The organism is Paenibacillus amylolyticus, assembly GCF_036894225.1.
GTDB classification, from domain to species: Bacteria; Bacillota; Bacilli; order Paenibacillales; family Paenibacillaceae; genus Paenibacillus; species Paenibacillus amylolyticus.
In genome coordinates, this window is record NZ_CP145892.1 from 1,357,937 (window position 1) to 1,384,709 (window position 26,773).

At 46.8% G+C, this 26,773-nt stretch carries 21 protein-coding genes and 1 pseudogene; 10 read left to right on the top strand and 12 right to left on the bottom strand.

What is annotated here, in order from left to right:
• Positions 1–75 precede the first annotated feature (75 nt).
• From V6668_RS05980 to V6668_RS05990, 3 genes are all read right to left on the bottom strand, one after another.
• On the bottom strand, positions 76–870 hold the full coding sequence (locus tag V6668_RS05980) for an SDR family oxidoreductase (protein ID WP_036612094.1): 795 nt from the start codon (positions 868–870) through the stop codon (positions 76–78).
• A 206-nt stretch (positions 871–1,076) separates the two neighbouring features.
• Complete coding sequence (locus V6668_RS05985) at positions 1,077–1,340, bottom strand: YqkE family protein (protein WP_036612099.1); 264 nt, start codon at positions 1,338–1,340, stop codon at positions 1,077–1,079.
• A 493-nt stretch (positions 1,341–1,833) separates the two neighbouring features.
• On the bottom strand, positions 1,834–2,484 hold the full coding sequence (locus V6668_RS05990) for a peptidylprolyl isomerase (protein ID WP_036672360.1): 651 nt from the start codon (positions 2,482–2,484) through the stop codon (positions 1,834–1,836).
• 256 nt (positions 2,485–2,740) lie between these two features.
• Here V6668_RS05990 and V6668_RS32205 point away from each other — a divergent pair.
• A pseudogene (locus V6668_RS32205) lies at positions 2,741–3,957 on the top strand (MFS transporter).
• Positions 3,958–4,059: 102 nt separating this feature from the next.
• On the opposite strand, the gene V6668_RS06005 reads toward V6668_RS32205, so the two are convergent.
• The 3 genes from V6668_RS06005 to V6668_RS06015 form a co-directional block, all read right to left on the bottom strand.
• Positions 4,060–4,251, bottom strand: coding sequence for a hypothetical protein (locus V6668_RS06005; RefSeq protein ID WP_036611535.1), 192 nt, complete (start codon positions 4,249–4,251; stop codon positions 4,060–4,062).
• A gap of 39 nt (positions 4,252–4,290) precedes the next feature.
• Entirely contained in the window at positions 4,291–4,662 is a 372-nt protein-coding gene (locus V6668_RS06010; protein WP_036611534.1) for a hypothetical protein, read from the bottom strand.
• Between the two features lie 121 nt (positions 4,663–4,783).
• Complete coding sequence (locus V6668_RS06015; RefSeq protein WP_017690239.1) at positions 4,784–4,945, bottom strand: hypothetical protein; 162 nt, start codon at positions 4,943–4,945, stop codon at positions 4,784–4,786.
• 144 nt (positions 4,946–5,089) lie between these two features.
• Between V6668_RS06015 and V6668_RS06020 the strand changes: the two genes are divergently transcribed.
• Positions 5,090–5,371, top strand: a complete 282-nt coding sequence (locus V6668_RS06020) for a hypothetical protein (protein ID WP_036611533.1) — start codon at positions 5,090–5,092, stop codon at positions 5,369–5,371.
• Positions 5,372–5,524: 153 nt separating this feature from the next.
• On the top strand, positions 5,525–7,423 hold the full coding sequence (locus V6668_RS06025; RefSeq protein WP_338707944.1) for a HAMP domain-containing sensor histidine kinase: 1,899 nt from the start codon (positions 5,525–5,527) through the stop codon (positions 7,421–7,423).
• Positions 7,424–7,500: 77 nt separating this feature from the next.
• On the opposite strand, the gene V6668_RS06030 is transcribed toward V6668_RS06025, so the two are convergent.
• The gene (locus V6668_RS06030; protein ID WP_253506127.1) at positions 7,501–7,761 is read right to left on the bottom strand and encodes an NHLP leader peptide family RiPP precursor; all 261 of its coding nucleotides are present in this window, start codon (positions 7,759–7,761) and stop codon (positions 7,501–7,503) included.
• A 36-nt stretch (positions 7,762–7,797) separates the two neighbouring features.
• Positions 7,798–8,745, bottom strand: a complete 948-nt coding sequence (locus V6668_RS06035; protein ID WP_253506129.1) for a hypothetical protein — start codon at positions 8,743–8,745, stop codon at positions 7,798–7,800.
• Between the two features lie 445 nt (positions 8,746–9,190).
• Between V6668_RS06035 and V6668_RS06040 the strand changes: the two genes are divergently transcribed.
• Complete coding sequence (locus V6668_RS06040) at positions 9,191–9,928, top strand: hypothetical protein (protein ID WP_338707945.1); 738 nt, start codon at positions 9,191–9,193, stop codon at positions 9,926–9,928.
• Positions 9,929–9,965: 37 nt separating this feature from the next.
• Here V6668_RS06040 and V6668_RS06045 read toward each other — a convergent pair whose 3' ends face one another.
• Complete coding sequence (locus V6668_RS06045; protein ID WP_338707946.1) at positions 9,966–11,219, bottom strand: acyltransferase; 1,254 nt, start codon at positions 11,217–11,219, stop codon at positions 9,966–9,968.
• 139 nt (positions 11,220–11,358) lie between these two features.
• Positions 11,359–12,354, bottom strand: coding sequence for an LCP family protein (locus V6668_RS06050; protein WP_253506135.1), 996 nt, complete (start codon positions 12,352–12,354; stop codon positions 11,359–11,361).
• A 184-nt stretch (positions 12,355–12,538) separates the two neighbouring features.
• On the opposite strand from V6668_RS06050, the gene V6668_RS06055 reads away from it, so the two are divergent.
• From V6668_RS06055 to V6668_RS06075, 5 genes are all read left to right on the top strand, one after another.
• A complete protein-coding gene (locus V6668_RS06055) occupies positions 12,539–13,090 on the top strand; it encodes an undecaprenyl-diphosphatase (protein WP_338707947.1) in 552 nt (183 codons plus the stop codon).
• A gap of 207 nt (positions 13,091–13,297) precedes the next feature.
• Positions 13,298–15,034, top strand: a complete 1,737-nt coding sequence (locus tag V6668_RS06060) for a methyl-accepting chemotaxis protein (RefSeq protein WP_338707948.1) — start codon at positions 13,298–13,300, stop codon at positions 15,032–15,034.
• Positions 15,035–15,375: 341 nt separating this feature from the next.
• Positions 15,376–18,369, top strand: coding sequence for a glycoside hydrolase family 9 protein (locus V6668_RS06065; protein WP_338708901.1), 2,994 nt, complete (start codon positions 15,376–15,378; stop codon positions 18,367–18,369).
• Between the two features lie 88 nt (positions 18,370–18,457).
• The gene (locus V6668_RS06070) at positions 18,458–21,733 is read left to right on the top strand and encodes a glycoside hydrolase family 48 protein (RefSeq protein WP_338707949.1); all 3,276 of its coding nucleotides are present in this window, start codon (positions 18,458–18,460) and stop codon (positions 21,731–21,733) included.
• A gap of 527 nt (positions 21,734–22,260) precedes the next feature.
• Complete coding sequence (locus tag V6668_RS06075) at positions 22,261–23,055, top strand: SH3 domain-containing C40 family peptidase (protein WP_338707950.1); 795 nt, start codon at positions 22,261–22,263, stop codon at positions 23,053–23,055.
• A 120-nt stretch (positions 23,056–23,175) separates the two neighbouring features.
• On the opposite strand, the gene V6668_RS06080 is transcribed toward V6668_RS06075, so the two are convergent.
• Entirely contained in the window at positions 23,176–24,081 is a 906-nt protein-coding gene (locus tag V6668_RS06080) for an ArsR/SmtB family transcription factor (RefSeq protein ID WP_047844139.1), read from the bottom strand.
• A 182-nt stretch (positions 24,082–24,263) separates the two neighbouring features.
• Between V6668_RS06080 and V6668_RS06085 the strand changes: the two genes are divergently transcribed.
• Positions 24,264–25,769, top strand: a complete 1,506-nt coding sequence (locus tag V6668_RS06085) for an alpha-N-arabinofuranosidase (RefSeq protein WP_100526926.1) — start codon at positions 24,264–24,266, stop codon at positions 25,767–25,769.
• Between the two features lie 150 nt (positions 25,770–25,919).
• Here the strand turns inward: V6668_RS06085 and V6668_RS06090 are convergent, their stop codons facing one another.
• The gene (locus tag V6668_RS06090) at positions 25,920–26,672 is read right to left on the bottom strand and encodes an MBL fold metallo-hydrolase (RefSeq protein ID WP_338707951.1); all 753 of its coding nucleotides are present in this window, start codon (positions 26,670–26,672) and stop codon (positions 25,920–25,922) included.
• Positions 26,673–26,773: the final 101 nt, after the last annotated feature.

Below are 26,773 nucleotides of genomic sequence, written 5' to 3' on the forward strand. Positions count from 1 at the left end.
TAATCTGAACGGATCAGATTACTTACGGGATGTTTGGGCGTTGTCCCTGAAAGGGGCCAACTTATATTGATATTTTTATCCACGGAGCAGAGATTCCGCACCATCCACGTAGATTCGTGTACCTGTAACATGAGAGGCTTCATCGGAAGCGAGGAACAGAACGAGGTTCGCCACTTGCTTCGACGTTCCAGGTTCGCCCTTGAGCGGATGTTCGTGACCCTCAGGGAATTCAACAGGAATCTGTACTTCTTTCAGATCATCCGACGGGTAGGTGTTATCATCAATGTTGGTATCGATGGCTCCTGGGCAGACGGCGTTAACACGGATCTTATAACGAGCCAGCTCCAGTGCAGCCATCTTGGTAAACGCAGTTTGTCCCGCTTTGCTGGAAGCGTATGCAGAGAAACCGATCCCTGAGAAGACCCGGTTACCGTTGATGGAACTGGTGATAATGATGCTGCCGCCATGTTCTTTCAGATGGGGAATAGCATATTTGACGGTTGCGAAGGTTCCGCGCATATTAATCTCCATCGTTTGGTCCCAGTCCTCAATTTCCATCGTTTCAATCGGGGCCATCGTTCCGTTAATGCCGGCATTCGCAAATATGATATCCAGTTTACCCGCTTCAGCCGCAGCCTGATTGATTGCCTTCTGCACATTATCCGGTTTGGAGATATCACATTCGATCACATACGCTTCTCCGCCAGCCTTTTCAATCGTCTGTTTTGTTTCCTCCGCATTTTCGGGTGTTCGATCCAGCATGTACACTTTGGCTCCATGCTCGGCGAAACGAATAGCGGTAGCTTGACCAATACCGGATCCACCTCCGGTTACAATCGCGACTTTGCCTTCCAAACGTTGTTCTGTCATCTCTGATCCCTCCATGAGTTAGATTATCGTTGTACGCTCTACTTCTAACATACCCGGCTCAAGATGCGTGAATCATATGTGTATATATCAAAAAGAACAGGACCGCAATGCGGCCCTGTTCTTTGAACAGATCATCTTCATGATCTGTCTGCTGTAATATTATTTTGGCATGTGTGATAGGAGACACCCCTAGGTCATGCCCTGGCTTACTTATGTTTCTTCCAGTCCATTGCACTGTTATTGAGCAAATATTCGAAATCGTTATCCCGGCGCTTCTGCTCCGCTTGGCGAGCTTCTTCTGCCTGCTGACGTTCCTGCTCTTTAAGAGCCGCTTCTGCAGCCTTGGCTTCATCCGCCTGAGCTTTCAGCTTCTCCAGCACATCACTGCTAAGCAGATCCTTCAGTGTTGTGGGTTTATCCTGTGCTACTGCTGCTTTGGGAGCAGGAGTGCGTTTTTTGGATTTTGCCATAGGAAAATCTCCTTTCCAAACATGAATCAGGTTCCATTTATCGTACAGTAGTCATAGTATATCAGGTTCCCGTAAAGCATTCCATGAATCTGCGGAACAAAAGCAGGAAAACGAGGGTTGCGTGACGAATGAAAACGGGTATAAAATCATATACTATTACCGATACTGCGACTATTCCCTGGAGAAAGGAGTCGTTGTTCGTGGAAGTAAACCGTGGTTTACTGAAAGGGCTTGCATGGGGCGTTGCCTTTAGCTGCCCGTTATGGATTGCGATTATCGGCTGGTTACGTTTAATGGGATGGATGTATTGAGGATGATGCCGGAAGAGGTCATTTTTTATAAATTCATATATGTAACCGTTATCATTAAAATCAATAAATAAAGCTCTGCCTTGCGAGATACGCACAGGACAGAGCTTTTGTTTGTTTTGCAGTTCATTAACTCATTAACGAGATATAAAAATGAGGTTTCATCTGTTTGGCTAAGCTGCTGATTAAGGCACTTTTACCGGCTCTGGATACTCCAGACCATGGGTGTCTACCGTAACTTTTTTCATGACCTGATCGGTATCGGGTTTGTCCTTGATTTTGCTTATTTTCTGAGCTGCAATACCATCAACGACTTCTAAACCTTCGGTTACTTTACCAAAGGAAGCATAGGCATTATCAAGATGATCCGCGTCAGCTAACATGATGAAGAACTGAGAACCAGCCGAATCCAAATTATCTCCGCGTGCCATGGAAATGACTCCGCGGGTATGATTCAGGTGATTTTTGTGACCGTTGGATGTAAATTCACCCTTAATGGCATACCCTGGGCCACCTCGACCATTACCGTCTGGATCTCCGCCCTGAATCATGAAACCTGGAATAACACGGTGAAAGATTGTGCCATCATAGAAACCCTGATTCGCTAGTGAAATAAAGTTGTTCACCGTATTGGGCGCAATTTCCGGATATAGCTCAATGACGATCTTCTGTCCATCTGCCATTTCAATAGTAGCTACCGGATTGGGACCCGTTGGTTCAACTGGAGCTGGTGTTTCTGTAGCGCCACTCGAAGGGCGTCCACAACCACTAATGCCGATAAGCAGCATCGCGAGAACCAGCGAAACCACTGTGTTTTTTTTCCATCGTAAAGACATGAAAACGTTCCTCCTTGCATCTCTGCATTATATATTTTCTCCAAATCATATTTGGATATTTACCCAACTATCATACCGTTTTTGTGGACAGGATGGCAATGTAATACATGTGTTTGTGGTGAACAAGGGATGGCCTTCATGGAATGATGGGTGTAAAATAAGGAAAATGCTTCCGCATCGGGGACGTACGGGTCTGTTCCGTCCGCTCCAATACACGGCAGTCCCGGCGTCAGTAACGGAAAGGGCGTGCGGGTATATGAACTTCTCGTGGAAGCGCAATCTGGTCATATTGTGGATTGGTGTATTTTTTTGCAGCACCGCCTATTCGATCTCGATTCCATTTCTGCCCCTGTTTCTAAGTGCTGACTTGGGGGTTCGTGATCACCTGGAGTTATGGTCAGGACTGGCATTTGGCATTACGTTTCTCGCGAGTGCACTCGTGTCTCCGTTCTGGGGATCACTGGCTGACAAATACGGACGCAAGCCCATGCTGATTCGGTCGGGATACAGCCTTGCCGTCTTGTATTTAATCAATTATTTCGTGCAGGACCCGTATTCTCTGATTGTTGTTCGATTGTTTCAGGGTCTGCTTGCAGGGTTTGTTCCAGCAGCGATAGCGCCCTGGTAGGCACGAATACACCTGAAGAGAAGACGGGTTATGCACTTGGTATTATGTCCACTGCAGGAGCCACTGGTGGTATTATTGGACCGTTAATTGGTGGCGTGGTGAGTCATTATTATGGGAACCGGAATGCATTTTTGTTTTCGGCTATTGTTGTGTTAGTCTCCGCGATCATCGCAACCTTCTGGGTAAAAGAAGAGAACTTCAACCGGAACAAAGCGCGTTCCCACGTCATGGATGACATTCGTGAAGCAAGAGCGAATCGTTTGTTTATGACGGTGCTTGGCATGATGGGCATATGTACATTCTCCGTCATGATTCTGGAGCCACTATTGACGGTCTATGTGATGGAAATGGGCGTTCAGCCGGATCGTGCCTCACTCAGCTCGGGTATTATTTTCTCAGCGGTCGGGGTAGCAACAGTTATTATGGCGCCGCGTTGGGGCAAGATTGGTTCAAGGATTGGATACGGTAAAGTGTTGATCATTGGACTGGTTGGTGGGGCTGTAGGGAATCTTCTGCAGTTCTTTACAACAGGTTATATCGCATTCGGCATTTTACGATTTGTGTATGGTTTATTCTTTGCCGCTGTATTTCCGGCAATTAACGCCATGATTGTGCAGGCTACCGCATCGAGTTTCCGGGGCAGGGCTTTTAGTCTGAATCAATCCGCTGCCCAGATCGGGACGATGGCTGGACCGATTATTGGTGGTGTACTTGGGGGCTGGCTGCCGATACGCTGGATATTTATTATTAATGGAGTGGCATTGATCATCACTGCGATTGTAGCGAAGTGGTCAGGATTGGATCACAAACTGCCAGTGGCAAGTAAGGTTTCCGCTAAGCGATGATGCTAAATCACCAAGAGAAAGTGAACTTACAGGAAACAAAAAAGATGACGCTGTGAAATTACAGACGTCATCTTTTTTAAGTCTACTACGGATCTATATAAGTTAGTCATCCGAAGAGGGCTTACGAGAAGCCTTCTCTTTGGGAATGGCATGTTCGACCGCATCACGTTGATCCTCATCCTCAAGTGCTTCGGGGAAGGAGTCCTCAGTGAACAGTCCGAAGTCCGGGTCAATATCCCGTTCGGTCACGAGATTATCCGGTTCATGCACATGCTTTTGGCGATCTTCCTTCATCGTGTATGCACCTCCTCATTCAGGATGTCATAACAGCTGTTAATGTCGCGGTGGAATGTCGTTCTCTGGTTTGGCATCCGCACCAGCACCATTAAGCAAGTCGGTACCATGCAACGCATCCGGATCGGGTGCAGCAGGATCAACCGGACTGTTCGGTTGCAGAAGATCTGCATCCGGTACAGATTCCAGCGGTGTCTCAGCCAAACGTGAATCCAATTCCGGCTCGTCCACAGCAGTTGCGGCTACGGGTGCCAGATCCGAATCTTCCGTTACAATCCGTCTGCCGGAAACTTCATCAAAGGTATCCATATCGCCTTCGGGGACTTCCGTCTCTGGCGGAATATCGCGGGACCTCTGATAACGGTCATAATAGCGGTCGCTCTCTTCGTTACTAATCGGTTTGTCAGACATGAGTAACACTTCCTTTCATTATCGGTTGTCCAAATGCTTCTTACCCGTAGTTACCCAAAGCGCTAGTGTTGTAATCTTGCACAGGTTATTATCTCCGGGTGTTCACTACGATATGAATGCCTTAGAATTTGGGGAATACATATTTAACCAAGAAGTATAAGAATCCGAAAAAGATAATGATATATGCGGCATATTTAATAAATGTGGAAGCGACCATACTTGAATCCGATTTATGCTGAACATCCTTATGTTCTACCTCAACCGTACGATGGGGCTCATTCATTGTAATCATCTCCTTAGCGTGTTTGTTTGCTTTGAGAAACCATTACACCCGGAGCAAAGGATTGAATCGCAGCCACCGTTTTTACAGCTTTTCCTGTTTTGCCTATGTTATGATGAAGCTTGAATATGTAAGGGAGGGATTCATGTGGACTGGTATACACTGGGTAATATGATCACACGCATCCGTATCGGGCAAAAGGCGTCCACACCCGGGTTCTCCCGTACCGTCATCCGTCGTCCGGATGGTTTGTTTTGGGTAGGCGGTATATGGTCCGGGCAAGTTGTCCAGTTACGGGATTTCCTTTTTTCCGACATATGGACCATCTATGATGATGAGGAGACAGAGCAGTGGCTTGAATTTCGCAGTCAAGTTGAACAGAAAGAACGGGAAATGATAGTGAACCAGTTCGAAGACCTGCGTGATTAATTGAATAACTTTAACAATAAAATGGAAATAAGACTATAAATCGACTTAAATGTGAAATTTCATTTTATCTCAAGAAGGTGACGTGACAAACGGTGGCGAATGATAAATGAGAGAATCTAAGATAGGGAAAATTAGAACTTTGAGGTGCTGTGAATGAAAAATGTGCCCAAAGCTATCGTCATCTTATGGATGAGTGTATTGATTATTCTAGGCATGCCACATGGGATAGTCTTTGCAACTACAGGAGCGGTTCAGCAACCTGTATCCATTACAGGATGGGAAGTAAAATGGGGGAACGTTGACGATCAAGGGTTCATCAGTGAGGTTAAGGGAGCAGACGAGATATGGGAAAAGCAGGGCAGCGATAAATTAGAGTATAGCAATACGGATCGATCGAATTCTTTATGGACTCGCCTGACCATTCCTGAGTTGAGTGAGGAAAGTTCAGCCATTCGATTTGAGAACGTTAAAGGCAATCATATTGTTGTTTATCTGGAAGACCGCAAGGTCTACGAGAATTATCATTACAATTATGATAATAATGCTGTGTTGCTGCCCTTATCCAGCGAAAATTCAGGTGACACGCTCTATGTATGGTCGCAAAATGAAAAAGGCCGTCTGGGGATACAAGGTACTGTTCAGGTTGGACCTTATGCCGCGTTACAGGAGAAATATATTCATAACGGACTTATTGATGTAATTTTGGGCGCGACCTTTGTGTTCACAGCGATTACGATGCTGAGTTGTACGTTCTTCCTTGGCAAATTCCATAAGGGATTATGGATCTCGCTATGCATTGTGATGGGTTCCATCGGCACGATGATCATCACGTACTCGCAATTTTTGTATACGTTCTATCAGGTATATGGTGACCTGTATTCCGTAGTCTTTGATCTGGCGATGCTGCTGGGTATGCCAGCGCTATGTTATTTTTTTGAACAGATAATCGGGCCAGGACTGCATGGAATCTTCACCAAACTGCGAAAAATACTATTCATATATTCAGTTATCGCTGTGTTCTCTCTATTTATCTATGTGACTTCAGGTGGGCAATGGGAGATCCTCTACAATCTGCTCGTACAGCGTGTGGTTGGCATTGTGCTGGTCATTCTGCTGACAATCCTGTTGGTTGGTACCATCGCCAAAGCGCTGCAACGAAATCGGGAAGCTATGCTGCTTGCAACGGGATTCGGTACATTTGCCTTGATCAGTGTGGCTGAACTGTTGTGGTATTATCAGCGGAGTGGGACGTATCATCTGTTATGGTGGAAATGGTCCATGGTTGCATTTGTGATCTCGTTGATTGCCATTCTCGGAAGTCGCTTTGCCGAAAAACATACTAAAGTTCTAGAGTATTCCAAGGAACTGGAGCTGTTCAACAATGAGTTGCAGCGATCAGAAAAGATGGAGATTATTAGTGAATTGGCCGCTTCCGTTGCCCATGAAGTACGTAATCCACTTCAGGTGACAAGAGGGTTCTTGCAACTTATGACGGAACAGGAAGACAACAAAAACAAGGGGTACGTGCGAATTGCACTGGAAGAACTTGATCGGGCTTCGGGCATCATAACGGATTTTCTTACCTTTGCCAAACCTGAGTTTGACCATATTATCTCGCTCAATATCTCGGATGAGTTCAATCATATTGAAGGCATTCTTGTACCGATGGCTAACCTGGAAGGTGGAAAAATTACCACCGACATTCCGCCGGATCTATATATTCGAGGCAATTCCTCGAAGTTTAAGCAGGCTTTTATCAATATTATTAAGAACAGTATTGAAGCTCTGCAGGGACAAGGTCAGATTGATATCTGGGCGTATAAGCAGGATGGAATGATTAAGGTGCATGTCAGGGATAACGGAGAAGGAATGGACGAGGAAGCACTCTCCCGGTTAGGTGAGCCTTATTTCTCCAATAAAATCAAAGGCACAGGCCTCGGCATGATGGTGACATTCCGAATTGTTGAAGCGATGCAAGGACAGATCAGCTTTACAAGCACCAAAGGGGTAGGAACAGAAGCGGTTGTATCTTTTGTCGAGTTCGTCGATTGACGAACTCACAGAAGGATACAGCGGCTTTTTTTGTTCCTACCCCTAATTTCTTACACTACAAGATTAGCTCACCCGAATTAACTTCTCCAAGGTCCGCAATTCACATCATAATTTACTTTGGAAGGATTGGGAGGTATGACAAGTACATAGTTATTCTGCTGCTCCTCAACAGTACGTACCTGAATGTGCTCCGGAATTACGATGCCAAACGCTTCACGAAGCGCCTGCTTCGGATTGGAGTGCAATTGTTGTCTGAAGTGCTCGTCAGTCCAAGCCTTTTCAATAATATCCTCATGCAACGTTTTCTCTGATACCATCATCGTCAACATTCCCTTCATATTTAAAATTAAACTGAATCAGCTTAGTCCTTATGCTCAGAATCCCAACTGTTGCTCGCTAATCCAGTGATGAAACCCGCCTTGGAGAAGCTGTTTCTTCCGTTGTGTAATGTCCTGAACAGCTTGTACTAAAGTGCTGCATAAATAAGAATCAAACGCCTCAAGATGCGATATTCCTAAGTTAGACGATGTTAGTGTACGATTATAGTGATAAGCAATGTCTACGTAAGAGTTCATGAGTTGTGTATTGTATACATTGTCATGTATACGTTCGCTTAGAGGTTGAACTGGATAGTTGTGATTCAGTGCTGCGGATATGTGGGAGAGGTAGCTGTTGTAGTTTCCATGCACAGCATCTTGTTGCGTGTCTGTGAAGTCATCGGTCATCTGAAGTGTCATGAGTGTGATGTTGATGGCAGAACACACCGGGATGATCCGGTCGGACTGATTCAGCAGAAGCAGTGCACCAGTAGCTCCAATGAGGAGAGGGGCAGCCTTTTGCGCAATCAACAAGGGATTCTGTTGGAAATAATCAATGGAATGCTCACCCGTAACACTCACGGCCCAATCCACTACATATTGTCTGAAATAGACCCAGAACGTGGAGGAAGGATTGAATAATACCGAGTAAGATTGAAGTGCATCCATGTAATATAGATTACCCAGGGATAACTTCAATGTGGCATTCTCCGGTTGTTCATCCATCACGTCGTCCTGATTCAGAAAATATAACATATGGATGAGACAGGCTGTACTTAATTGGTGTGCTTTCTCTGGGGGTAGTTTATCTGAGTGTTGCATCCAAAGTGGAGTGATGTACCCGATGTAGCTGTGTCCCGAATCTCGTAACAGCGGATTAACCGAACGAAGCTGCTCTAATGCATGTCCTGACAAGGGTTCGGGATATTCCCGTACGAGTTGCTCCGCTGAAGCAAACACAACCTCCAGATCGGATCTAAACGGATCTAACCAATCTTTCCGCATTATTACATATCGTCCTTCCTGCGATAAGGTGACTAAGGACTGTTCAACTATATTAGTTGAAATAATCATTTACACGATAACGGAGAGGACAGAGAAAACCTGAAAAAGCGAAGCGTTCGCCTAAAGCTTTCTGAAAGAAAGCTACATCGGAAGCATATGCTATCACCGGATTTTCCCTTTAGGGAAATAATCAAAAAAATCTGGGGATAACAGCGATTGGAAGGTTGTTCTGTCATCGTAGTGTCAGTGTAAATAATATGTAGTTCAACTGATATAGATCATGAAGTTACACTTAGTATAGCGGAAATAAACTGAAAAAAATAGGATTTTTTGTGATCAATTGTGAGAAAAATGATGACTTTTTGTATTTTATGGCATAAAAAAGTGGATTTTAGGCTCAAACTAGGAAGGCACAGGATTTCGACATCGGAAAGGCGGCAGAAAAATGAATTTGAAATGGAAAACATGGATGGCAGCCGGATTGGCAGCCGTAGTTATAACAGCAGCAACAGGACATGTGGCATTTGCTGATCCAACCGTTCGTGCTGAGCAACATGACGATGCGTCAAAAACTTCTTCCTCGGGCAAACCAGCGAAGCCATGCATGCAGGCAGGACACGGTCTGTTCATGATTGGTGAAACGGCAGACTTGCTTGGGATTGGCCTTCGGGATCTGAAAGAACAGATGGAACTTGGCAAGACGTTGTCCCAGATTGCGAAAGAGCGTAAGGGACTTAGTGAGGAGCAGTTATTGCAGAAGTTGAAGCCTACACTTGCACAGCGTCTGGATCAAGCTGTAGAAGAAGGTTGTCTCACCAAGGAACAAGCTGCAGCCACGAAGGCGGACATGGATACCAAGTTGAAAAAGGTCATTAATACCCCGCTGCGTGACTTGCGGCGTGAATTTGCCCACCATGGCAAACGTTCCATGGTAGATAAAGGCGAAATTGCCCGGTTTATTGGAGTCACCCCTGCTCAACTTCACGAGCAGCTTCAGGGAGGGAAGTCCCTGGCTGAGATTGCTCAGGCAAAAGGCATTAGCGAAACGCAGCTGGTGGACAAGCTGAAGGAACAATTAACGGGTGATCTGAAGAGATTTGTGAATCAGAAGGGCAACGTACATCCAGCCCCGGGTACCCAGGAACCTGTTCCTGGACGATCAACTTCGAGCGAAGTGAAATAAAGAAGAGCGTCTCCGTGAGGGGACGCTCTTCTTTATTCTAAAACGGCTCACTCGTTCCCGGACTGCGAGTTGGGCCAGGTGACGGAGTTCGCTCAGATGAATTTCTTTTGTCCACAGCAGCTGATGAATTAGGTATAGAACGTGGTTTACGCATTAACCCTACGGTGAAACGTGAGCCAGGAAGCTTGGATAGCGCCCAACTGATTGCAAGAGCAACACCAACCGTTACAAGGAACGATAGCAACGTTACAGGCAGATGCCATCCACTGAGTTGAAGCGGTCTGGTTACATAAGCGATCGCGTAGATCACCAGGGCATGAACGAGATATCCACCGAATGAATAGCGGCCAATCCAGGATAACAGACGCTGAAACCGTGTATCTTTGCCCTGCATCAGTACGAGGAAACCATACATCATAAACATCTGAGCCATAATGATCAGGAATGTAGTTGGTTTCAAATAAGTAGAGATATTCAAATTCACAACATCCCCGGACCCACGCAGCACATCGTATCCAAGCCAAATGTACATCCCTATAAACAGACAGATCGTCCATGGCAGTACCTTCGTTGTCCAACTCCTCCAGCTATCCACTGACCAGGCACATACGGCACCCAGTAAAAAGTAGAACCAGTACATCACCCATGAATAGGAGCGATATTGCAGCAATGTTGACCAAGGCTCAGACATGGATTCTGTCCAGCCCCCCATATTATAGTAGGACCATTGCATAAGCAGGGCATATAGTGCTGCTGCAAAGAGAATTAGTCCGATAATGACTTGCATGGGTGTGAAACGTGAGGTGTTCTGGATACGTCTCTGAATGGTTTTTGCTCCTGTCCAGAACAGGGGGAACAGAATATAGAACTGAAACACCATAATGACAAACCAGAGATGATATCCCGTCTGTGGGACAAACAGTTCACGAATCAGACTGCAAAAATCAGGTATGCCTGCAAGCCAGAACGCGGGGATGAAGATACGGACAGAAAGCCAGTAGATCAGTGTCCATACGACAAACGGCATATAGATATCGCCAAATCGCTTTCGAATGAAGCGAGGATAGTCCGGTTTGGTGTTACGATGATGGTAAAACAACATTACACCCGATAAAAATACAAACGTTGGCGTACCAAATCGGGTCAGATGATAAATCATGGTCAACATAATGGAATCCGGTTGTTCAATATCAGCGCGATAGATATACTCAGCGATACTATGCTGCATGACGATTGCCAGAAAGGCAATGCCCCGCAGTTCGGTCCATTCCGTTATTCGCGGTTTTTTCACATTGTAATCCTCCCTCCAGGAACCGGAGTTCATCATATAAGGGTACCTGTTAAACATTAAGGCTGCATTAAATGGTGAAAATAGGTACTAAAAAAGACGGCTTTGGCCGTCTTTTCTGTTGATATATCTCATGCTTGTTTTAGTTCTGTTCCTCTGATGATGGAGTCTCTGAGGACGCGGCATCTTCTTCAAACAGTTTCTGAATGTAGGACTGGAGTTTGGTTACATCAACACCCAGCACCTGAGCTGAGCCGACCAGTTCATTGGTGAGCAGTTTGTTGGGTGGAATCTGCTGCTGATCGATATCGTTCACATGGATATCGAAGCCAAGTGATGCGAGTTTTAACATCTGGGTTGGACTGAGGTCCGTCTCAATGTAGGGAGCGATGGCTTCCAGGATATCCGGGATTTTGAAAAGTGACGTAGTACTCTGCATTTTCTTGGCCAGCTCGGTCATGAAGATCCGCTGCCGTTCGGTACGGGTAAAATCCGATGTGGCATCATGCCGGAACCGAACATATTGAAGGGCGGTCTTGCCGTCCATATGTTGCAATCCTTTTTTCAAGTCAATGTCGTACATATGTTTATCTGCTTTACTGGTGTAATACATGTCTTTCTCCACATCGATCTCAATACCGCCTACCGCATCAACGAGTGCCATGAAACCTGTAAAGTCTGTGTAGACATAATGCTGAATGGGAATACCGAGCAGATCACTTACGGTTTGTTTGGTCAGCTCCGCACCCCCGTAGGAAAAGGCTGCATTAAGTCTGCTTTTGCCATGCCCGGGAATGGCTACATAGGTATCACGCAGTACGGAGAATAGATGGGCTTTCTTGGTGACCGGATCAATGGAAGCGACCATGACCGAGTCCGAGCGTCCTGCATCGTCGCCTCTTGAGTCTCCACCAAGGAGCAGAATGTTCACCCGTTCCTGGCCCTCCCATCGGGGAATCGTTGTCGTTGGTGTGTCTGAATCGCTGTCTGTGCCGGAAGAGGACGAGTTGGATGAAGTCCCGGAAGCCGTGGAGATGCTATTGGCAAAATGAACAATCGAATATCCGTAATATACAACGACACCTGTAATCGCAAGTGCCAGGGTCAGGGCTGTACCCCATAACCATTTTTTAAGCATAATCTTCACCTTTCTATGATTGAACTGATATGTAACCCAAACTAGTTTAACAAAAAGAAAGCAAAATGTCCTCTTTGATTTCGTAACTTCGGTCAATGTGAGGATTGTTTGACAAATAGTTAGTGTATATTTATTATGTAAAAAATAATCTTGTTTTGTGTAATGGGGGTATTAAAAGCCAGTTATGAATCAATCACTATTTAATTGGATTAATCAGTTTGCAGACCAAATACCGTTTCTGGACTGGTTTATGATCACATCATCCGAGTATGCGGTTTGGATCATGATCGCACTGCTCGTTATTGTATGGTTTCTCGGCGATCCATCGAAACAACGAATTGTTTTCTATGCCTGTGTGGCTTCCATTGTAGCGCTGGTTCTGGCCAAATGGGGGATTTCACCAGCAGTCGGTCACCCAAGACCTTTTGTAGAAGGGACTGTGCATCAGCTGGTTGCCCATGTACCTGATCCTTCTTTTCCAAGTAAACATGCTTCCTTTGTATTTGCTCTAGCGGCTGCTTCATTCTTTATTGGACGTCGCTTCGGGTTATGGATGTTGTTACTCGCTGTGTTGACAGGGGTGTCGCGTGTATATGTTGGTGTGCATTATCCAGGAGATATTCTGGGAGGATTCATTCTCGGAAGTCTGCTTAGTGTGGTTCTGATTACAACCCGCAATTATACCAAGTCGATTCCCGACTTCTTCATTAACATACACCGACGTGTTTTTCGTTAGCTTTTGAAAGCAATGTCTAGTGAAGTTTTGGTAGTTTAGTTTATTGAAAGAAGTCTCTTATCTCTGGTTCTGCCAAAGATGGGAGACTTTTTTTGTGTTATGTTCGAAGTTACCTGAAATTTATAGAAATTGAATTCTAACATCTACAATTCATGACGATAGGTGACGATATATTATAAATATGTATTATTTTGAGGAGTGGGACACATGGAAGACACGCGGGGGAATAAGTTGGGGATATTGAAGTTAACGATTCGAGGCAAGTTACTGACAGGTTTTCTTATCGTCGTGGCTCTGCTGGTTGTTGTAAGCGTTTATGCGTTAATACAGATCCATAATATGTCTGGTAAAGCCAATGATGTGGATCAGACCTGGATGCCGAGTGTAAGCCTCCTTGGCTTGATGAATGGGGATGTTTCGGATGTAGAGCGGTTGGCGCTGGCAATTATCGTTGAACAAGACGAAGAAGAAAATGTCAAGGTGAATGAAGCGTTAAAGTTGCTCCTCACCAAGATTGAGGATGAGCGTAAACAGTTGCTTACATACATTGAGAGCAATGATGAATCGATGAAGCTCTACAATGATTTCAGTACGAATTATGATGCGTATCTGGAGAAAATGCCTGCATTCATAGAATTCGGTATTGCAAATAACTATGAAGAAGCAAGTAGACTGCACACTGAAGCCTATCCAATGTGGTACACAGCAAACGACTCTATCACCAAGTTAATCACTTTAGGCAATGAAGGATCGCAAGCCGCAACGGGTGATTCTGTCGAGTTGGCTGAGAATACATTTAATGTGATTTTGGCAGTGACAATTTTTGCATTCCTGGTCGCGATATTCATTGCATTCTTCATTGCAAGCATTATTTCACGTCCAATCAAAAAGATGAATGAAGCGGCCTTGGCTATTGCCAATGGTGATCTGACGGGTGAGACGATTGTGCTCAAGAACAAAGACGAATTGGGAACGCTCGCGGCTTCCTTCAATACCATGAGTGGTAATCTGCGCTCCATGATTGAATCGGTGTCGATGACTTCCGAACAGGTAGCTGCTTCATCGGAGGAGCTTCTTGCAAGTGCGGAGCAGAATACTCAAGCCTCGGAACAGATTTCCGAAACGGTTGAGGAACTGGCCGTAGGCACGTCGGATCAAGTTGATATTGTAAAACGCTCTTCACAGGCGATGAATGAGATGGCTCTCGGATCGGAGCAGATTGCCGAGCTTGCTCAGAGTGTATCCGTATCTGCTGTGGATGCGGCGAATCAATCTTCCGAAGGAAATATGATTATTCAGCAAGCGGTTGAACAGATGGGTTCTGTTCGAAATTCCATTGCTTCGCTTACTGAATTGGTTACAGGGCTGGGGGAACGTTCAGCAGAGATTGGAACCATTACGGAGGTAATCAACAACATTGCCCGGCAGACCAATCTGCTTGCACTGAATGCAGCCATTGAAGCCGCACGAGCAGGAGAGCACGGACGTGGTTTCGCCGTAGTTGCGGGAGAAGTGCGTAAGTTGGCTGAGGAATCTTCTACATCTGCGCAACGAATTACGGATCTCGTTCAATTGATTCAGAAAGATACGGATCATGCTGTTCAGGCAGTCAAAGTGAACAGCAGTGAGACAGAAGCAGGAATCGAGATGGTTACTGCGGCAGGACAAGCGTTCGAGCAGATCTCGGATGCGGTCAACAAAGTAGCGGGTGAAATTCAGGAAGTATCTGCAGGTTCAGAGGAAATGTCGGCGAGTACAACTGAGGTTGTAGGATATGTAAGTCAAATTTCCAACATTGCTGGAGAGGCAGCTGGCGGGGTTCATAATGTATCAGCCGCAACTCAGCAGCAGTTGGCTTCGATGGAAGAGATTGCTTCATCCGCAGGTTCATTATCCAAAATGGCCGAAGAACTGCAGGAGCAGATTAACAAGTTCAAAGTGTAACCAATGAGATGTTCTCATACCTAAGGTGTACAAAAACATACTGACAGGATGGTCAGAATGCCATTCGATTTGTACTGTTGATGATAACAAGGGCGAGAAGCTGTTTCTCTAACGCGCATATGCGTTAGAGAAACAGCTTTTTTTGTCACATGACGCAGAGCAGGTCACAACAATGTTATTTCAGAAGTCACCAACGCTTATATAGCTGGTGAAACAAACGGTTATAATGGTAATTAATGGTGGAACTTACACTGAAATACACCATGGAGAGGAGCGATATAAACTTGCAGTCCAGAGTAATGCATACGGAATATTGATGAAGAGGAGATGAATAGTTGAACATGAAGGGGAGCTGGTGGAGACGAGTCGCTATGATCGCGTTATCGGCAGGATTACTGGCAGGGAGTTTATCGATGGGCACAGGAATTCGTAAGGCGGATGCGGCCGCCGGAAATCAGAACTATGCTGAAGCACTGCAAAAGGCCATTTACTTCTATGAGGCACAGCGCTCGGGTCCGTTGCCAGCGAGTAATCGGGTCGAATGGCGTGGTAATTCGGGCATGCAGGATGGAGCTGATGTAGGCGTTGATCTGACCGGAGGATGGTATGATGCCGGAGATCACGTGAAGTTTGGTTTTCCGATGGCTGCTTCCGCAACGATGCTCGCCTGGTCTGTCGTGGAATACAGTGACGGATATGAACAGGCCGGACAACTGGAGGAGATCAAGGATAATATCCGATGGGCGACCGACTATTTTATGAAAGCGCATACGAAACCAAATGAATTATGGGGACAAGTGGGGGCAGGTAATACCGACCATGCCTGGTGGGGACCTGCAGAAGTCATGCAGATGAACCGTCCTTCGTTCAAGATTGATGCTTCATGCCCGGGCAGTGATCTGGCGGCAGAAACGGCTGCAGCGCTGGCAGCGTCATCGATTGTATTTGCAGATGATGATCCGGCATATTCGGCCAGACTGCTCCAACATGCGAAAGAGCTGTACAACTTCGCAGATACATATCGGGGGGAATACACCGATTGTATCACTGATGCTGCAGCGTTTTATAATTCGTGGACAGGATACGAAGACGAGTTGGCATGGGGTGGCGCATGGCTTTATTTAGCTACTAATGATAGCGCTTACTTGTCCAAAGCCATTGCAGCTACGGACCGGTGGTCTTCTAGCGGAGGCTCAGCCAATTGGCCCTATACCTGGACACAAGGTTGGGACAGTAAACATTATGGTGCCCAGATTCTGCTTGCCCGTATTACGTCCAGTTTGAACATGCCGGAGGCGACAAGATTTATTCAGTCGACTGAGCGCAATCTGGATTATTGGACGGTTGGAGTCAATGGGACACGAGTCAAGTATACGCCAGGAGGTCTGGCGTGGCTGGATCAGTGGGGATCGCTCCGATATGCAGCGAATGCATCCTTTATTTCTTTTGTATACTCCGACTGGGTCAGTGATCCTGTGAAAAAGTCAAGATATCAGGATTTTGCTGTCTCACAGATGAATTATATTCTGGGCGATAATCCGCGTCAGAGCAGTTATGTGGTCGGATATGGGCAAAATGCACCTCAACATCCGCATCATCGGACCGCTCACAGTTCATGGCTGAATAACGAAGATATCCCGGCTAACCATCGCCACATTCTGTATGGTGCCATGGTCGGTGGCCCGGATGCATCGGATGGATATACCGATGATATCGGGGATTACGTGAGTAATGAGGTCGCAACCGATTACAATGCTGGTTTTACCGGCGCACTGGCAAAGATGAATTTGCTGTTTGGTCAGAATCATCAGCCCCTGGCGAACTTCCCTGCACCTGAGGTGAAGGGAGATGAGTTCTTTGTGGAGGCTGCGATCAAATCATCAGGTGCCAATTATACGGAAATCAGAGCACAGCTTAATAATCGTTCCGCTTGGCCTGCCCGAATGGGAGATCAACTTTCTTTTAAGTATTTCCTGGATTTGAGTGAAGTGTATGCTGCCGGACGTACGGTATCGGACGTGCAAGTGACAACCTCCTATACGGAGGGGGCGACGGTATCCCAACCAGTTGTGGTGAATACAGCCCAGCATATCTATGCCATTACGGCGAACTTCGGTAATACCAAGATCTATCCAGGTGGGGAAGGAAATTATCGTAAAGAAGTACAGTTCCGCATTACAGGCCCACAGGGTGCATGGAATGCCAGCAATGACCATTCGTTCCAGACACTGACCACAGGAACTCCTGTGAAGAGTATATATCTTCCAGTCTATGATGCAGGGGTGAAGGTGTATGGACAGGAGCCTGGTGTTACACCAGTCACGGTTCCAGGCGCACCTGCTGGCGTGCAGGCTGTAGCAGGAAGCAGTCAGGTTAACCTGACTTGGGCCGCTGTATCCGGGGCCGAATCGTATACGGTGAAGCGTTCCGAGGTGAGTGGAGGACCATATACAACTGTTGCGACGGGTGTTAATGGATTGACCTACACAAACACGGGACTGACCAACGGGGCGGCTTATTATTATGTAGTGACTGCTGTGAATTCAGCAGGGGAATCATCGGGTTCTGTGCAGGTGTCGGCTACCCCGCAAGCAGCTTCGACGGTGCCGGGAGCACTGACTTTAAGTGGGACAGCTGGTGATGCGCAGTCGGTCCTGACCTGGACAGCAGCCTCGGGCGCTACTAGCTATAAGGTACAACGTTCGGTGGCAGGCGGGACATATGCAGATGTGGCAACCGGATTGTCCGTGTTGACTTACACCGATACAACAGCGCTGAATGGCACCACGTACAATTACCGGGTTGCAGCTGTGAATGCGAACGGACAGACACTGTCCAATGTCCTGGCACTGACGCCTTCTGCACCTCCGGTGACGACCGGTACACTCGAAGTGCAGTACCGCAGCGGAGGGTCAGGGAATTCAAGTAATGCGGTGACTCCGCAGTTCAACGTGAAGAATACCGGAACACAGGCGATTGATCTCAGTACCGTGAAGATCCGATATTATTTCACCAAGGATGGTGCGGATCAAATGACCTTCTGGTGTGATTATGCCGAGATGGGCACGGCCAATGTTGAAGGGACATTTGTCACAGTGAATCCGGCGAAGGGTACCGCAGATACGTATCTGGAGATTAGCTTCAAGTCGGGAGCAGGCAGTTTGGCCGCTGGTGCGGAGACCGGCGTGATTCAGGCACGCTTTTCCAAAAATAACTGGAGCAATTTCGATCTGAGTAATGATTATTCCCATGATGTTTCCAAGACGGCTTTTGCCGCATGGAACAAGGTAACCGGGTATCAGGGAAACACCAAAGTATGGGGCTTGGAACCGTAACTAGCTCAAGATCATTGGCCGAATAGCAGCATGGGCAGACCAACAGCACTTATATTCAATTTCCATTATTCCAGGGAGGTATATATTAATGTTGAAATCAGCTGCGAAAAAAAGTTTAACAGCCATGCTGGCGGGAACCGTCATGTTGACCGGATACACCGGACTCTGGGCAGGGCCGCAAACAGCACATGCCGCAGATCAGGCCATCGAGATTCAGGCAGACAGCATTAATGAAGTTCGGTTTTTGCAATTATATGATCAGTTGAAAGATCCGGCGAACGGATATTTTTCGCCAGAGGGTCTACCGTATCATTCCATTGAGACCCTGTTGAGTGAGGCCCCGGATTATGGTCATATGACGACGTCCGAGGCATACAGTTACTGGCTGTGGTTGGAAACCATGTACGGTCACTACACGGGAGATTGGTCCCAATTGGAAGCAGCTTGGGACAGTATGGAGAAATACATTATCCCGGTCAACGAAGGTGACGGCAAGGAAGAGCAGCCTACGATGAGCTCGTACAATCCGAACAGCCCTGCTACGTATGCAGCGGAAAAACCTTTTCCTGATCAATATCCATCGCCACTTAATGGTCAATATGCAGCGGGTAAAGACCCGATTGATGCTGAACTTAAGGCGACCTATGGTAACAATCAGACTTATCTCATGCACTGGCTGGTCGATGTGGATGACTGGTATGGATATGGAAACCTGTTGAATCCATCACATACGGCTACCTATGTGAACACGTTCCAGCGTGGGGAGCAGGAGTCTGTGTGGGAAGCCATACCGCATCCATCTCAGGATGATAAATCTTTTGGTAAGGCAAACGAAGGCTTCATGAGCTTGTTCACAAAGGAAACTCAGGTACCGTCAGCGCAATGGCGTTACACTAACGCCACGGATGCCGATGCGCGTGCTGTGCAGGTGCTGTATTGGGCGAAGGAGATGGGATACAACAATCCGGAATATCTGGATAAAGCGAAGAAGATGGGGGACTATCTGCGCTACGGCATGTATGATAAATACTTCCAGAAAATTGGAAGTGCAAAGAGCGGTACACCAACTCCGGGTACAGGCAAGGATTCCAACATGTATCTCATGGCTTGGTATACGTCTTGGGGAGGTGGCTTGGGTCAAGGTGGGGATTGGGCTTGGCGCATTGGAGCGAGCCATACCCATCAGGCTTATCAAAACCCGGTTGCAGCGTATGCCTTGTCTGACCCGGCTGGCGGCTTGATTCCGGAATCAGCTACAGCGAAGGCAGATTGGAATGCGACGTTGAAACGTCAGTTGGAATTCTACACTTGGCTACAATCCCATGAAGGAGCCATCGGCGGGGGAGCAACGAACAGTCTGGATGGTTCATATAAAGCCTATCCGGCAGGCGTAAGTACATTCTATGACATGGCTTATCAGGAGGCACCTGTATATCGTGATCCGGATTCCAACACCTGGTTTGGATTCCAGGCATGGCCGCTGGAGCGTGTAGCCGAGATGTACTATATTCTTGCGGAGAGCGGGGATTTGACCTCTGAGAACTTCCAGATGGCCAAGAAGGTAATCACGAAGTGGATCGACTGGAGTAAGGATTATGTATTTGTAGGTGAGCGTCCGGTGACGGATGCGCAAGGGTATTATCTGAATTCGGCTGGACAGCGCATTTTGGGAGGAACTAATGTTCAGGTAGCAACAACGCCGGCGCCGGGAGAGTTCTGGATTCCGGGTGGTCAGGAATGGCAGGGTCAACCGGACAAATGGAATGGATTCAGTTCGTTTACGGAAAATCCGAACTTCCGTGTAACGACCAAAGATCCAGTGCAGGATACAGGGGTTCTGGGAAGTTACGTTAAAGCTCTGACCTTCTTCGCAGCGGGAACTCAGGCAGAGAACGGCACACTTAGTGCGGAAGGCCAAGAAGCCAAGGATCTGGCTGAGGCTCTGTTGGATACAGCTTGGGATTACAATGATGGTGTGGGGATTGTTACGGAAGAAGAACGTAAAGACTACTTCCGCTTCTTTGCCAAAGAGATCTATATCCCGGCAAACTGGTCTGGAACCTTTGGTCAAGGCAATACGATTCCAGGTACAGCAGGTGTACCTTCCGATCCGGCGAAAGGTGGCAATGGCGTATACATTGGATACTCCGATCTGCGTCCAGCCATCAAGCAAGATCCCGCATGGGCTTACCTGGATAATCTGTACAAAACGTCATATAACACAACCACGAAACAGTGGGAAAATGGTGCACCTACCTTTACGTATCACCGGTTCTGGTCACAGGTGGATATGGCTACAGCGTACGGCGAGTATGATCGTCTCCTCGGAGATTCCGATAGTCCGGAAGTGGAAGTACCCGCTGCTCCTGCTGGCGTAACAGCAACTGGAGGAAGTGAGCAAGTGGTTCTGAATTGGAACGCAGCCGCTGGTGCAGCCTCGTATACTGTGAAACGTGCAGCGGTGAATGGTGGTCCTTATACGTCTGTAGCGACAGGGATCACAGGATCGACATTCACGGATACAGGCTTGACCAACGGCACAACGTATTATTATGTCATCACTGCGGTGAATGCCGTAGGTGAGTCTGCACCGTCGACACAGGCATCTGCAACGCCACTCGCAGGTACCGTTGTGCCAGGCGTATTCAACCTTACTGGAACGGCTGGCAATGCCCAGGCGGTACTGACATGGACCGCATCAACTGGAGCAGCGAGTTATAAGGTACAACGTTCGGTAGGCACCGGGGCATATGCTGATCTGGCAACAGGTTTGACCGCACTGACGTATACCGACGCTACAGCGGTGAATGGTACGGCTTATAATTATAGAGTCGTAGCCATTAATACGAGTGGTCAGACGAATTCGAATGTATTGGTGTTGACCCCATTGGCACCTCCAGTTACAACGGGAACGCTTGAAGTACAATACCGGAATGGTAGTTTAGGGGCTTCGGTCAATGCGATTACTCCACAATTTAATGTGAAGAATACTGGTACAACTGCTGTGGACTTGAGCAAAGTGAAGGTCCGGTATTATTTCACGAAGGATAGTGCCGCTGATCTGAGTTTCTGGTGTGATTATGCGCAGATTGGCAGTGGTAACGTGGAAGGGCATTTTGTTTCAATAGATCCGGCCAAGGGCACAGCAGATACGTATCTGGAGATTGAATTCAAAGCGGGTGCCGGCAGTTTGGCCGCGGGTGCCGAAACCGGAATCATCCAGGGACGTTTCTCGAAAAACAACTGGACGAATTTTGATCAAACGAATGATTATTCCTTTGATTCCACCCAATCAGCCTTCAGTGCCTGGACAAAAGTGACGGCTTATCAGGATGGCGCCAAGGTATGGGGAATTGAACCTTAAATGAGTTGATCAACCAATTGTAGAGTGATGTTACTCATCATTCAGGTTAAGCCGGGGAGAAATCCCTGGCTTTTCTTTTCTTATGGAAAAGCAAAAATGAAATACAAAATAATCAAACGGACACTGCTGATAAATCGATCCGTATTGGGGCTGGAGGCGAAAATGTGAATTCGGGGAACGGTAATCGGCAAATGAATCATAGTAATGTTTACCATATTTGCGATTTTAAACATTAAAATCTAGGTCATATGGCATATGCCCTGAATGAGAAACGACCTAACTCTTTTATCGCGGTAAAATGAAGTATATCAAATAGTTACAATAATTTAACCTTTCAAAAAGAAGGGATCAGCAGTGAATTTTTCCAGTAGATTATGGACGCACCCTGATACTTAGTGCTCAAGTTCGCCTATATCAATACAGGACTTTTGACTGATGAACGTTATGGAGAGCCCGTTTACAATGGGGCAAGCCCGGGAGAACCAAGCCAGGTTAAAATTCTGTAACATCAGGGGGAACTCGACATCATGAACTGGAAAAAAACGATTATTACGGCAAGTGTCACAGCAACGATGCTGATGGGAAGTCTGACGACAGGAGCACTAACGGCACAGGTATCGGCAGCTGCTGTTAACAATTCACAAGTAAAAGTAATTTGGGGCGTAAACCTACGCACAACACCTTCTTCTTCTGCGAAGATTGTTCGCTTGGTCGCTAAAGGGGAAACGGTAACGGTGCTTCAGCAATCCGGTTCGGATTGGTATAAGATTAAGGATTCTGCTAACCGGACAGGTTACATATCTTCTTCATCCAAATACACACAAGCGATTAGTGGCGGCACAAGCGGATCGGGTTCGAATAGTGGTACATCGGTGACCGGCAATGCATCTGTAGAAAAAGTGATTGCAGCCGGAATGAAATATTTGGGAACACCTTATGAGTTCGGAGCCAGTCGTACCAGCACAGCTACTTTTGACTGTTCCAGCTTTGTACGCCAGGCCTTCATTGATGCACTGGGCATCAAGCTTCCAGCGGATTCCCGCAAACAGGGAGACTATGTAAAAGCCAAGGGTACAGTTCAGACGAACTGGAAAAACCTGAAACGCGGCGATCTGATGTATTTCATGTCGTATAAAGGCAGCTCTGCATCATCGTATTCGGGCGTGAATAAATCTAGCGCAACCATTACGCACACAGGAATTTACCTGGGCAACGGCAAGGTATTACATACGTATTCCAACGCTGGCGGTGGTGTAACAACTAGTGATATCTCCGGCAAACACTGGGAGTATCGCTTCCTGTTTGGTGGCAGTGCGCTGTAAGTTAGAACAAGAACTTTCTTAAATAATCTACGCATGTTCATATGCATACAAAACACCTCCCATTCTGCCTTTGACAGGCGACTGGGAGGTGTTTTGGTGTTATTTATTATTTTGAAGAACTCAATCGTGATAGTACAGCCGGAACAGGATATCCTGATTGTAGTTGCCGAATCCCTCGCCATATAAGGTAAGCCCGCCCACATGCTGAGCATCTTCCTCCACCGAAAGACGAAGAGTCCATTGGTTGCGTTCGACCGGGATATCTGCGAGTGTAATGTCGGATAGATGTTGTCCATCAATAAACGTACCTTCATTGGTAATTCGCAGTACCTTGAGCATGCCGTACTGATTGACACTGTCACTCCACCATTCAGGGGTGAACATGCCACGTCCGTTGCCTGAATCTCCAGGACTGGTCCATTCCCCCAATCGGATGCCATTCAGCATGAATGTAATATCCGAGGGCCAATTCGGATTCACCGAAGGTGCTTCTGATCCGATCTCAAGGGACAATTCAATCGCATTGATCTGTTGTCCGGATAAAATATAGTTTGGAATTTTGTACTCCACAAATCCACGGCCAAACCACAGAATATGCGCATGCATCCGCTCGGGGTCGAGAAAATAACGAGGGTCATCATACTGTCCGATAACATGATTGGATGTAGCCAGACCACATGTCGGATAGACGTCAAAGTGGGTGTAGTGTCCCACAGGGACGGAAACCTCGTGAAGCTTGCGGGCTGTCCCGCTTTCCTGCGGCATGGAGATGCCAATCCAGTCTACAGCAAGGCTGTTCATTTTATGTGTGCCGCCGTCTTTGCGTATCATTTTGGACTGAATAATGCCAACATCCTGAAGTTTGCGGACATGCATGGTCACGATGGCACTACTCAGACCCAGTGAAGCAGCAAGGTCTTTCACATTCATCGGAGTCTCTGCAACAAGGCGGATGATCTGTAGACGGACTTCACTGGCAAGTGCTTCATATAGGGGTAGCCATTCGGCATCGGTATTTGCTCTGATCACAGTTGTTCCTCCATTTTATCTGTATAGAATTAAGTTAAACATAAATTCAGTAAAAAGAATAACATTTTGCAAAATTCAGGTTGAAATTAAGGCTATAATCGATTTTAATATAAATATGAACGTTGATCCATAGAATATCAATTAATTTTTATATTAATCTTAGGGAGTTGAAATTCATTATGGAAAAAGCAAAAATGACGGTAGATAAAGATTTTACTATTGGTGTAGTGGATAAGCGATTGTACGGATCATTTATTGAGCATTTGGGACGTGCTGTATACGGCGGGATTTACGAGCCAGGGCATCCATCAGCGAACGAACAGGGTTTCCGCACGGATGTGCTGGAGATGGTCAAGGAGTTGAATGTACCGATTGTACGTTATCCTGGAGGTAATTTTGTATCCGGTTACAATTGGGAAGATTCGGTTGGACCTGTGTCAGAACGCAAACGCAGACTGGAACTGGCCTGGAGAACGATTGAGACCAATGAATTTGGTTTCAACGAATTCGTGGACTGGGCAAAACAGGCTAATTCTGAAGTCATGATGGCCGTTAATCTGGGAACACGGGGTACGGATGCAGCTCGCAACATTGTAGAGTACAGCAACCATCCGGAAGGTTCGTACTATAGTGATCTTCGCATCAAGCATGGATACAAGCAGCCGCATGCGATCAAAACATGGTGTCTGGGCAACGAGATGGATGGTCCTTGGCAGATTGGTCACAAAACGGCAGATGAGTATGGACGGTTAGCTGTTGAAGCGGCAAAAGTCATGAAGTGGACGGACCCGACAATTGAGCTGGTAGCCTGCGGAAGTTCGAATCTGAATATGCCATCGTTCCCGGAATGGGAAGCAACGGTGCTGGATCATACGTATGATCACGTCGAGTATCTGTCCTTGCATCAATACTACGGCAATCAAGAGCAGGATACACCAACGTTCCTAGCACGCTCGCTTGAAATGGATCGTTTTATCGATACCGTGAAGGCGACCTGTGATTATATCAAAGCGAAGAAACGCAGCAAAAAGACGATGTATCTCTCCTTTGATGAGTGGAATGTATGGTATCACTCCAATGAAAATGATTCGAAGATGGACCCTTGGCAGATTGCTCCGCCACAGCTTGAGGATATCTACAATCATGAGGATGCACTGCTTGTTGGTTGTATGTTGATCAGTATGCTCAAACATGCGGATCGGGTTAAAATGGCCTGTCTGGCACAACTCGTTAACGTGATTGCGCCGATCATGACAGATACGGGTGGTGGTTCATGGAGACAGACAATCTTCTATCCATTCATGCATACATCTCTCTTCGGACGTGGAACAGCATTGGTACCATTGATCCAGTCTCCAAAATACGATACAAAACAAATCACGGATGTTCCTTATCTGGAAGCTATTGCGGTTCATAACGAAGAGCAGGGTGAAGTGACTGTATTCGCAGTCAACCGTCATCTGGAAGAATCCCTTCCGCTCGAAGTGGACCTGCGCAGCTTCGGGAAGTGTACCGTGATCGAGCATATCGTGCTGGAAAGTGATGATCTCAAAGCATCTAATACGGCAGCACAACCAAACCGCGTTGCTCCTCATAATCGCGGGGGTGCAGTTGTATCTGATACTCTGATTACGGCGAGCTTGGCGAAAGCATCATGGAACGTGATTCGTTTGAAAGTGCAGTAATGGATTAGCATAAAGGGATGGGACACGTTGGAGCGCAAAGGCAGGCTTGATGCCTGAGAAGGAAGCCAGCGAACAGCGGATTAGCGTGTTTCTTCAATCAAAAAAGCTGGGTGCGAGTTCATCGCATCCAGCTTTTTTTCGTTGTATTTTTTAAAATTCAAAACTTTCGCCGTCACGTGGGATGAGCACCTGACCATCCATCTGCTCGGATGCCAGATAAGTCGCAAGATCCGTACGAGACATCACACAATGGTTAATCGCATCCATGTGCACAGCGATGACATGAGCAGATGGTGCATGGAGCTTCACGGCGACAACGTCAGGCCCGTCCATCGTAATGGGATCACCCTCTACGAAGCGTGCACCTCCGGCATTCACGACAATGACTTCAGGCGTATATTGGCGGATGGCCTCAGCAGGTTCTTCACACCAGATCGTATCCCCCGCAATATAGGTGACAGGTTCTCCATCTGCTTCAAGTACGAAACCGGACACCTTGCCCATACGTTCGCCGATTTCACCTGTGCCATGATGCCCGGATGTGCGGGCGAATCGGACAGAGTGATGCTCATGTTTTTTATCTACAGCTGTTACATTCGTGAATCCGGCACCCAGAAATACATTCTCGTCCCCAGGCTGGCAGATCAGGGGAATGTCTTTGCCAAGTTGTTTTGCCGCGGCTTCGTCCCAGTGGTCCACATGGGTGTGTGTCACAATCAACAGATCCGGATTCAGATAATCCGTTTCGGTTTCGGGCAAACTCACTCTTGGATTACGTAGCTCATTCGGTGTGTTTGGAAAAGCAGGCATGACTTCGGCGTCCATCAGCATCGGATCAACGAGAATGTTCAGCCCTCCGTATTCCAGCCACAGTGTAGCATTGCGAATCAATTGAATTTTCATTATATTTGCACTCCTTCGAGTTGTTTAATAGTATTACCCTATATGGTATACAACCTGTTTAACGGCGTACATAACATGATGAATGGAATTAGGCCACGCTA

Coding starts and splice junctions, on each gene's coding strand:
- V6668_RS06060 (WP_338707948.1), top strand. CDS start 13,298: ATGGAAGACACGCGGGGGAATAAGTTGGGGATATTGAAGTTAACGATT.
- V6668_RS06035 (WP_253506129.1), bottom strand. CDS start 8,745: ATGCGGAAAGATTGGTTAGATCCGTTTAGATCCGATCTGGAGGTTGTG.
- V6668_RS05980 (WP_036612094.1), bottom strand. CDS start 870: ATGACAGAACAACGTTTGGAAGGCAAAGTCGCGATTGTAACCGGAGGT.
- V6668_RS06040 (WP_338707945.1), top strand. CDS start 9,191: ATGAATTTGAAATGGAAAACATGGATGGCAGCCGGATTGGCAGCCGTA.
- V6668_RS06070 (WP_338707949.1), top strand. CDS start 18,458: ATGTTGAAATCAGCTGCGAAAAAAAGTTTAACAGCCATGCTGGCGGGA.
- V6668_RS06050 (WP_253506135.1), bottom strand. CDS start 12,354: ATGCTTAAAAAATGGTTATGGGGTACAGCCCTGACCCTGGCACTTGCG.
- V6668_RS06085 (WP_100526926.1), top strand. CDS start 24,264: ATGGAAAAAGCAAAAATGACGGTAGATAAAGATTTTACTATTGGTGTA.
- V6668_RS06010 (WP_036611534.1), bottom strand. CDS start 4,662: ATGTCTGACAAACCGATTAGTAACGAAGAGAGCGACCGCTATTATGAC.
- V6668_RS06055 (WP_338707947.1), top strand. CDS start 12,539: ATGAATCAATCACTATTTAATTGGATTAATCAGTTTGCAGACCAAATA.
- V6668_RS06030 (WP_253506127.1), bottom strand. CDS start 7,761: ATGAAGGGAATGTTGACGATGATGGTATCAGAGAAAACGTTGCATGAG.
- V6668_RS05990 (WP_036672360.1), bottom strand. CDS start 2,484: ATGTCTTTACGATGGAAAAAAAACACAGTGGTTTCGCTGGTTCTCGCG.
- V6668_RS06015 (WP_017690239.1), bottom strand. CDS start 4,945: ATGAATGAGCCCCATCGTACGGTTGAGGTAGAACATAAGGATGTTCAG.
- V6668_RS05985 (WP_036612099.1), bottom strand. CDS start 1,340: ATGGCAAAATCCAAAAAACGCACTCCTGCTCCCAAAGCAGCAGTAGCA.
- V6668_RS06025 (WP_338707944.1), top strand. CDS start 5,525: ATGAAAAATGTGCCCAAAGCTATCGTCATCTTATGGATGAGTGTATTG.
- V6668_RS06005 (WP_036611535.1), bottom strand. CDS start 4,251: ATGAAGGAAGATCGCCAAAAGCATGTGCATGAACCGGATAATCTCGTG.
- V6668_RS06090 (WP_338707951.1), bottom strand. CDS start 26,672: ATGAAAATTCAATTGATTCGCAATGCTACACTGTGGCTGGAATACGGA.
- V6668_RS06075 (WP_338707950.1), top strand. CDS start 22,261: ATGAACTGGAAAAAAACGATTATTACGGCAAGTGTCACAGCAACGATG.
- V6668_RS06065 (WP_338708901.1), top strand. CDS start 15,376: ATGAAGGGGAGCTGGTGGAGACGAGTCGCTATGATCGCGTTATCGGCA.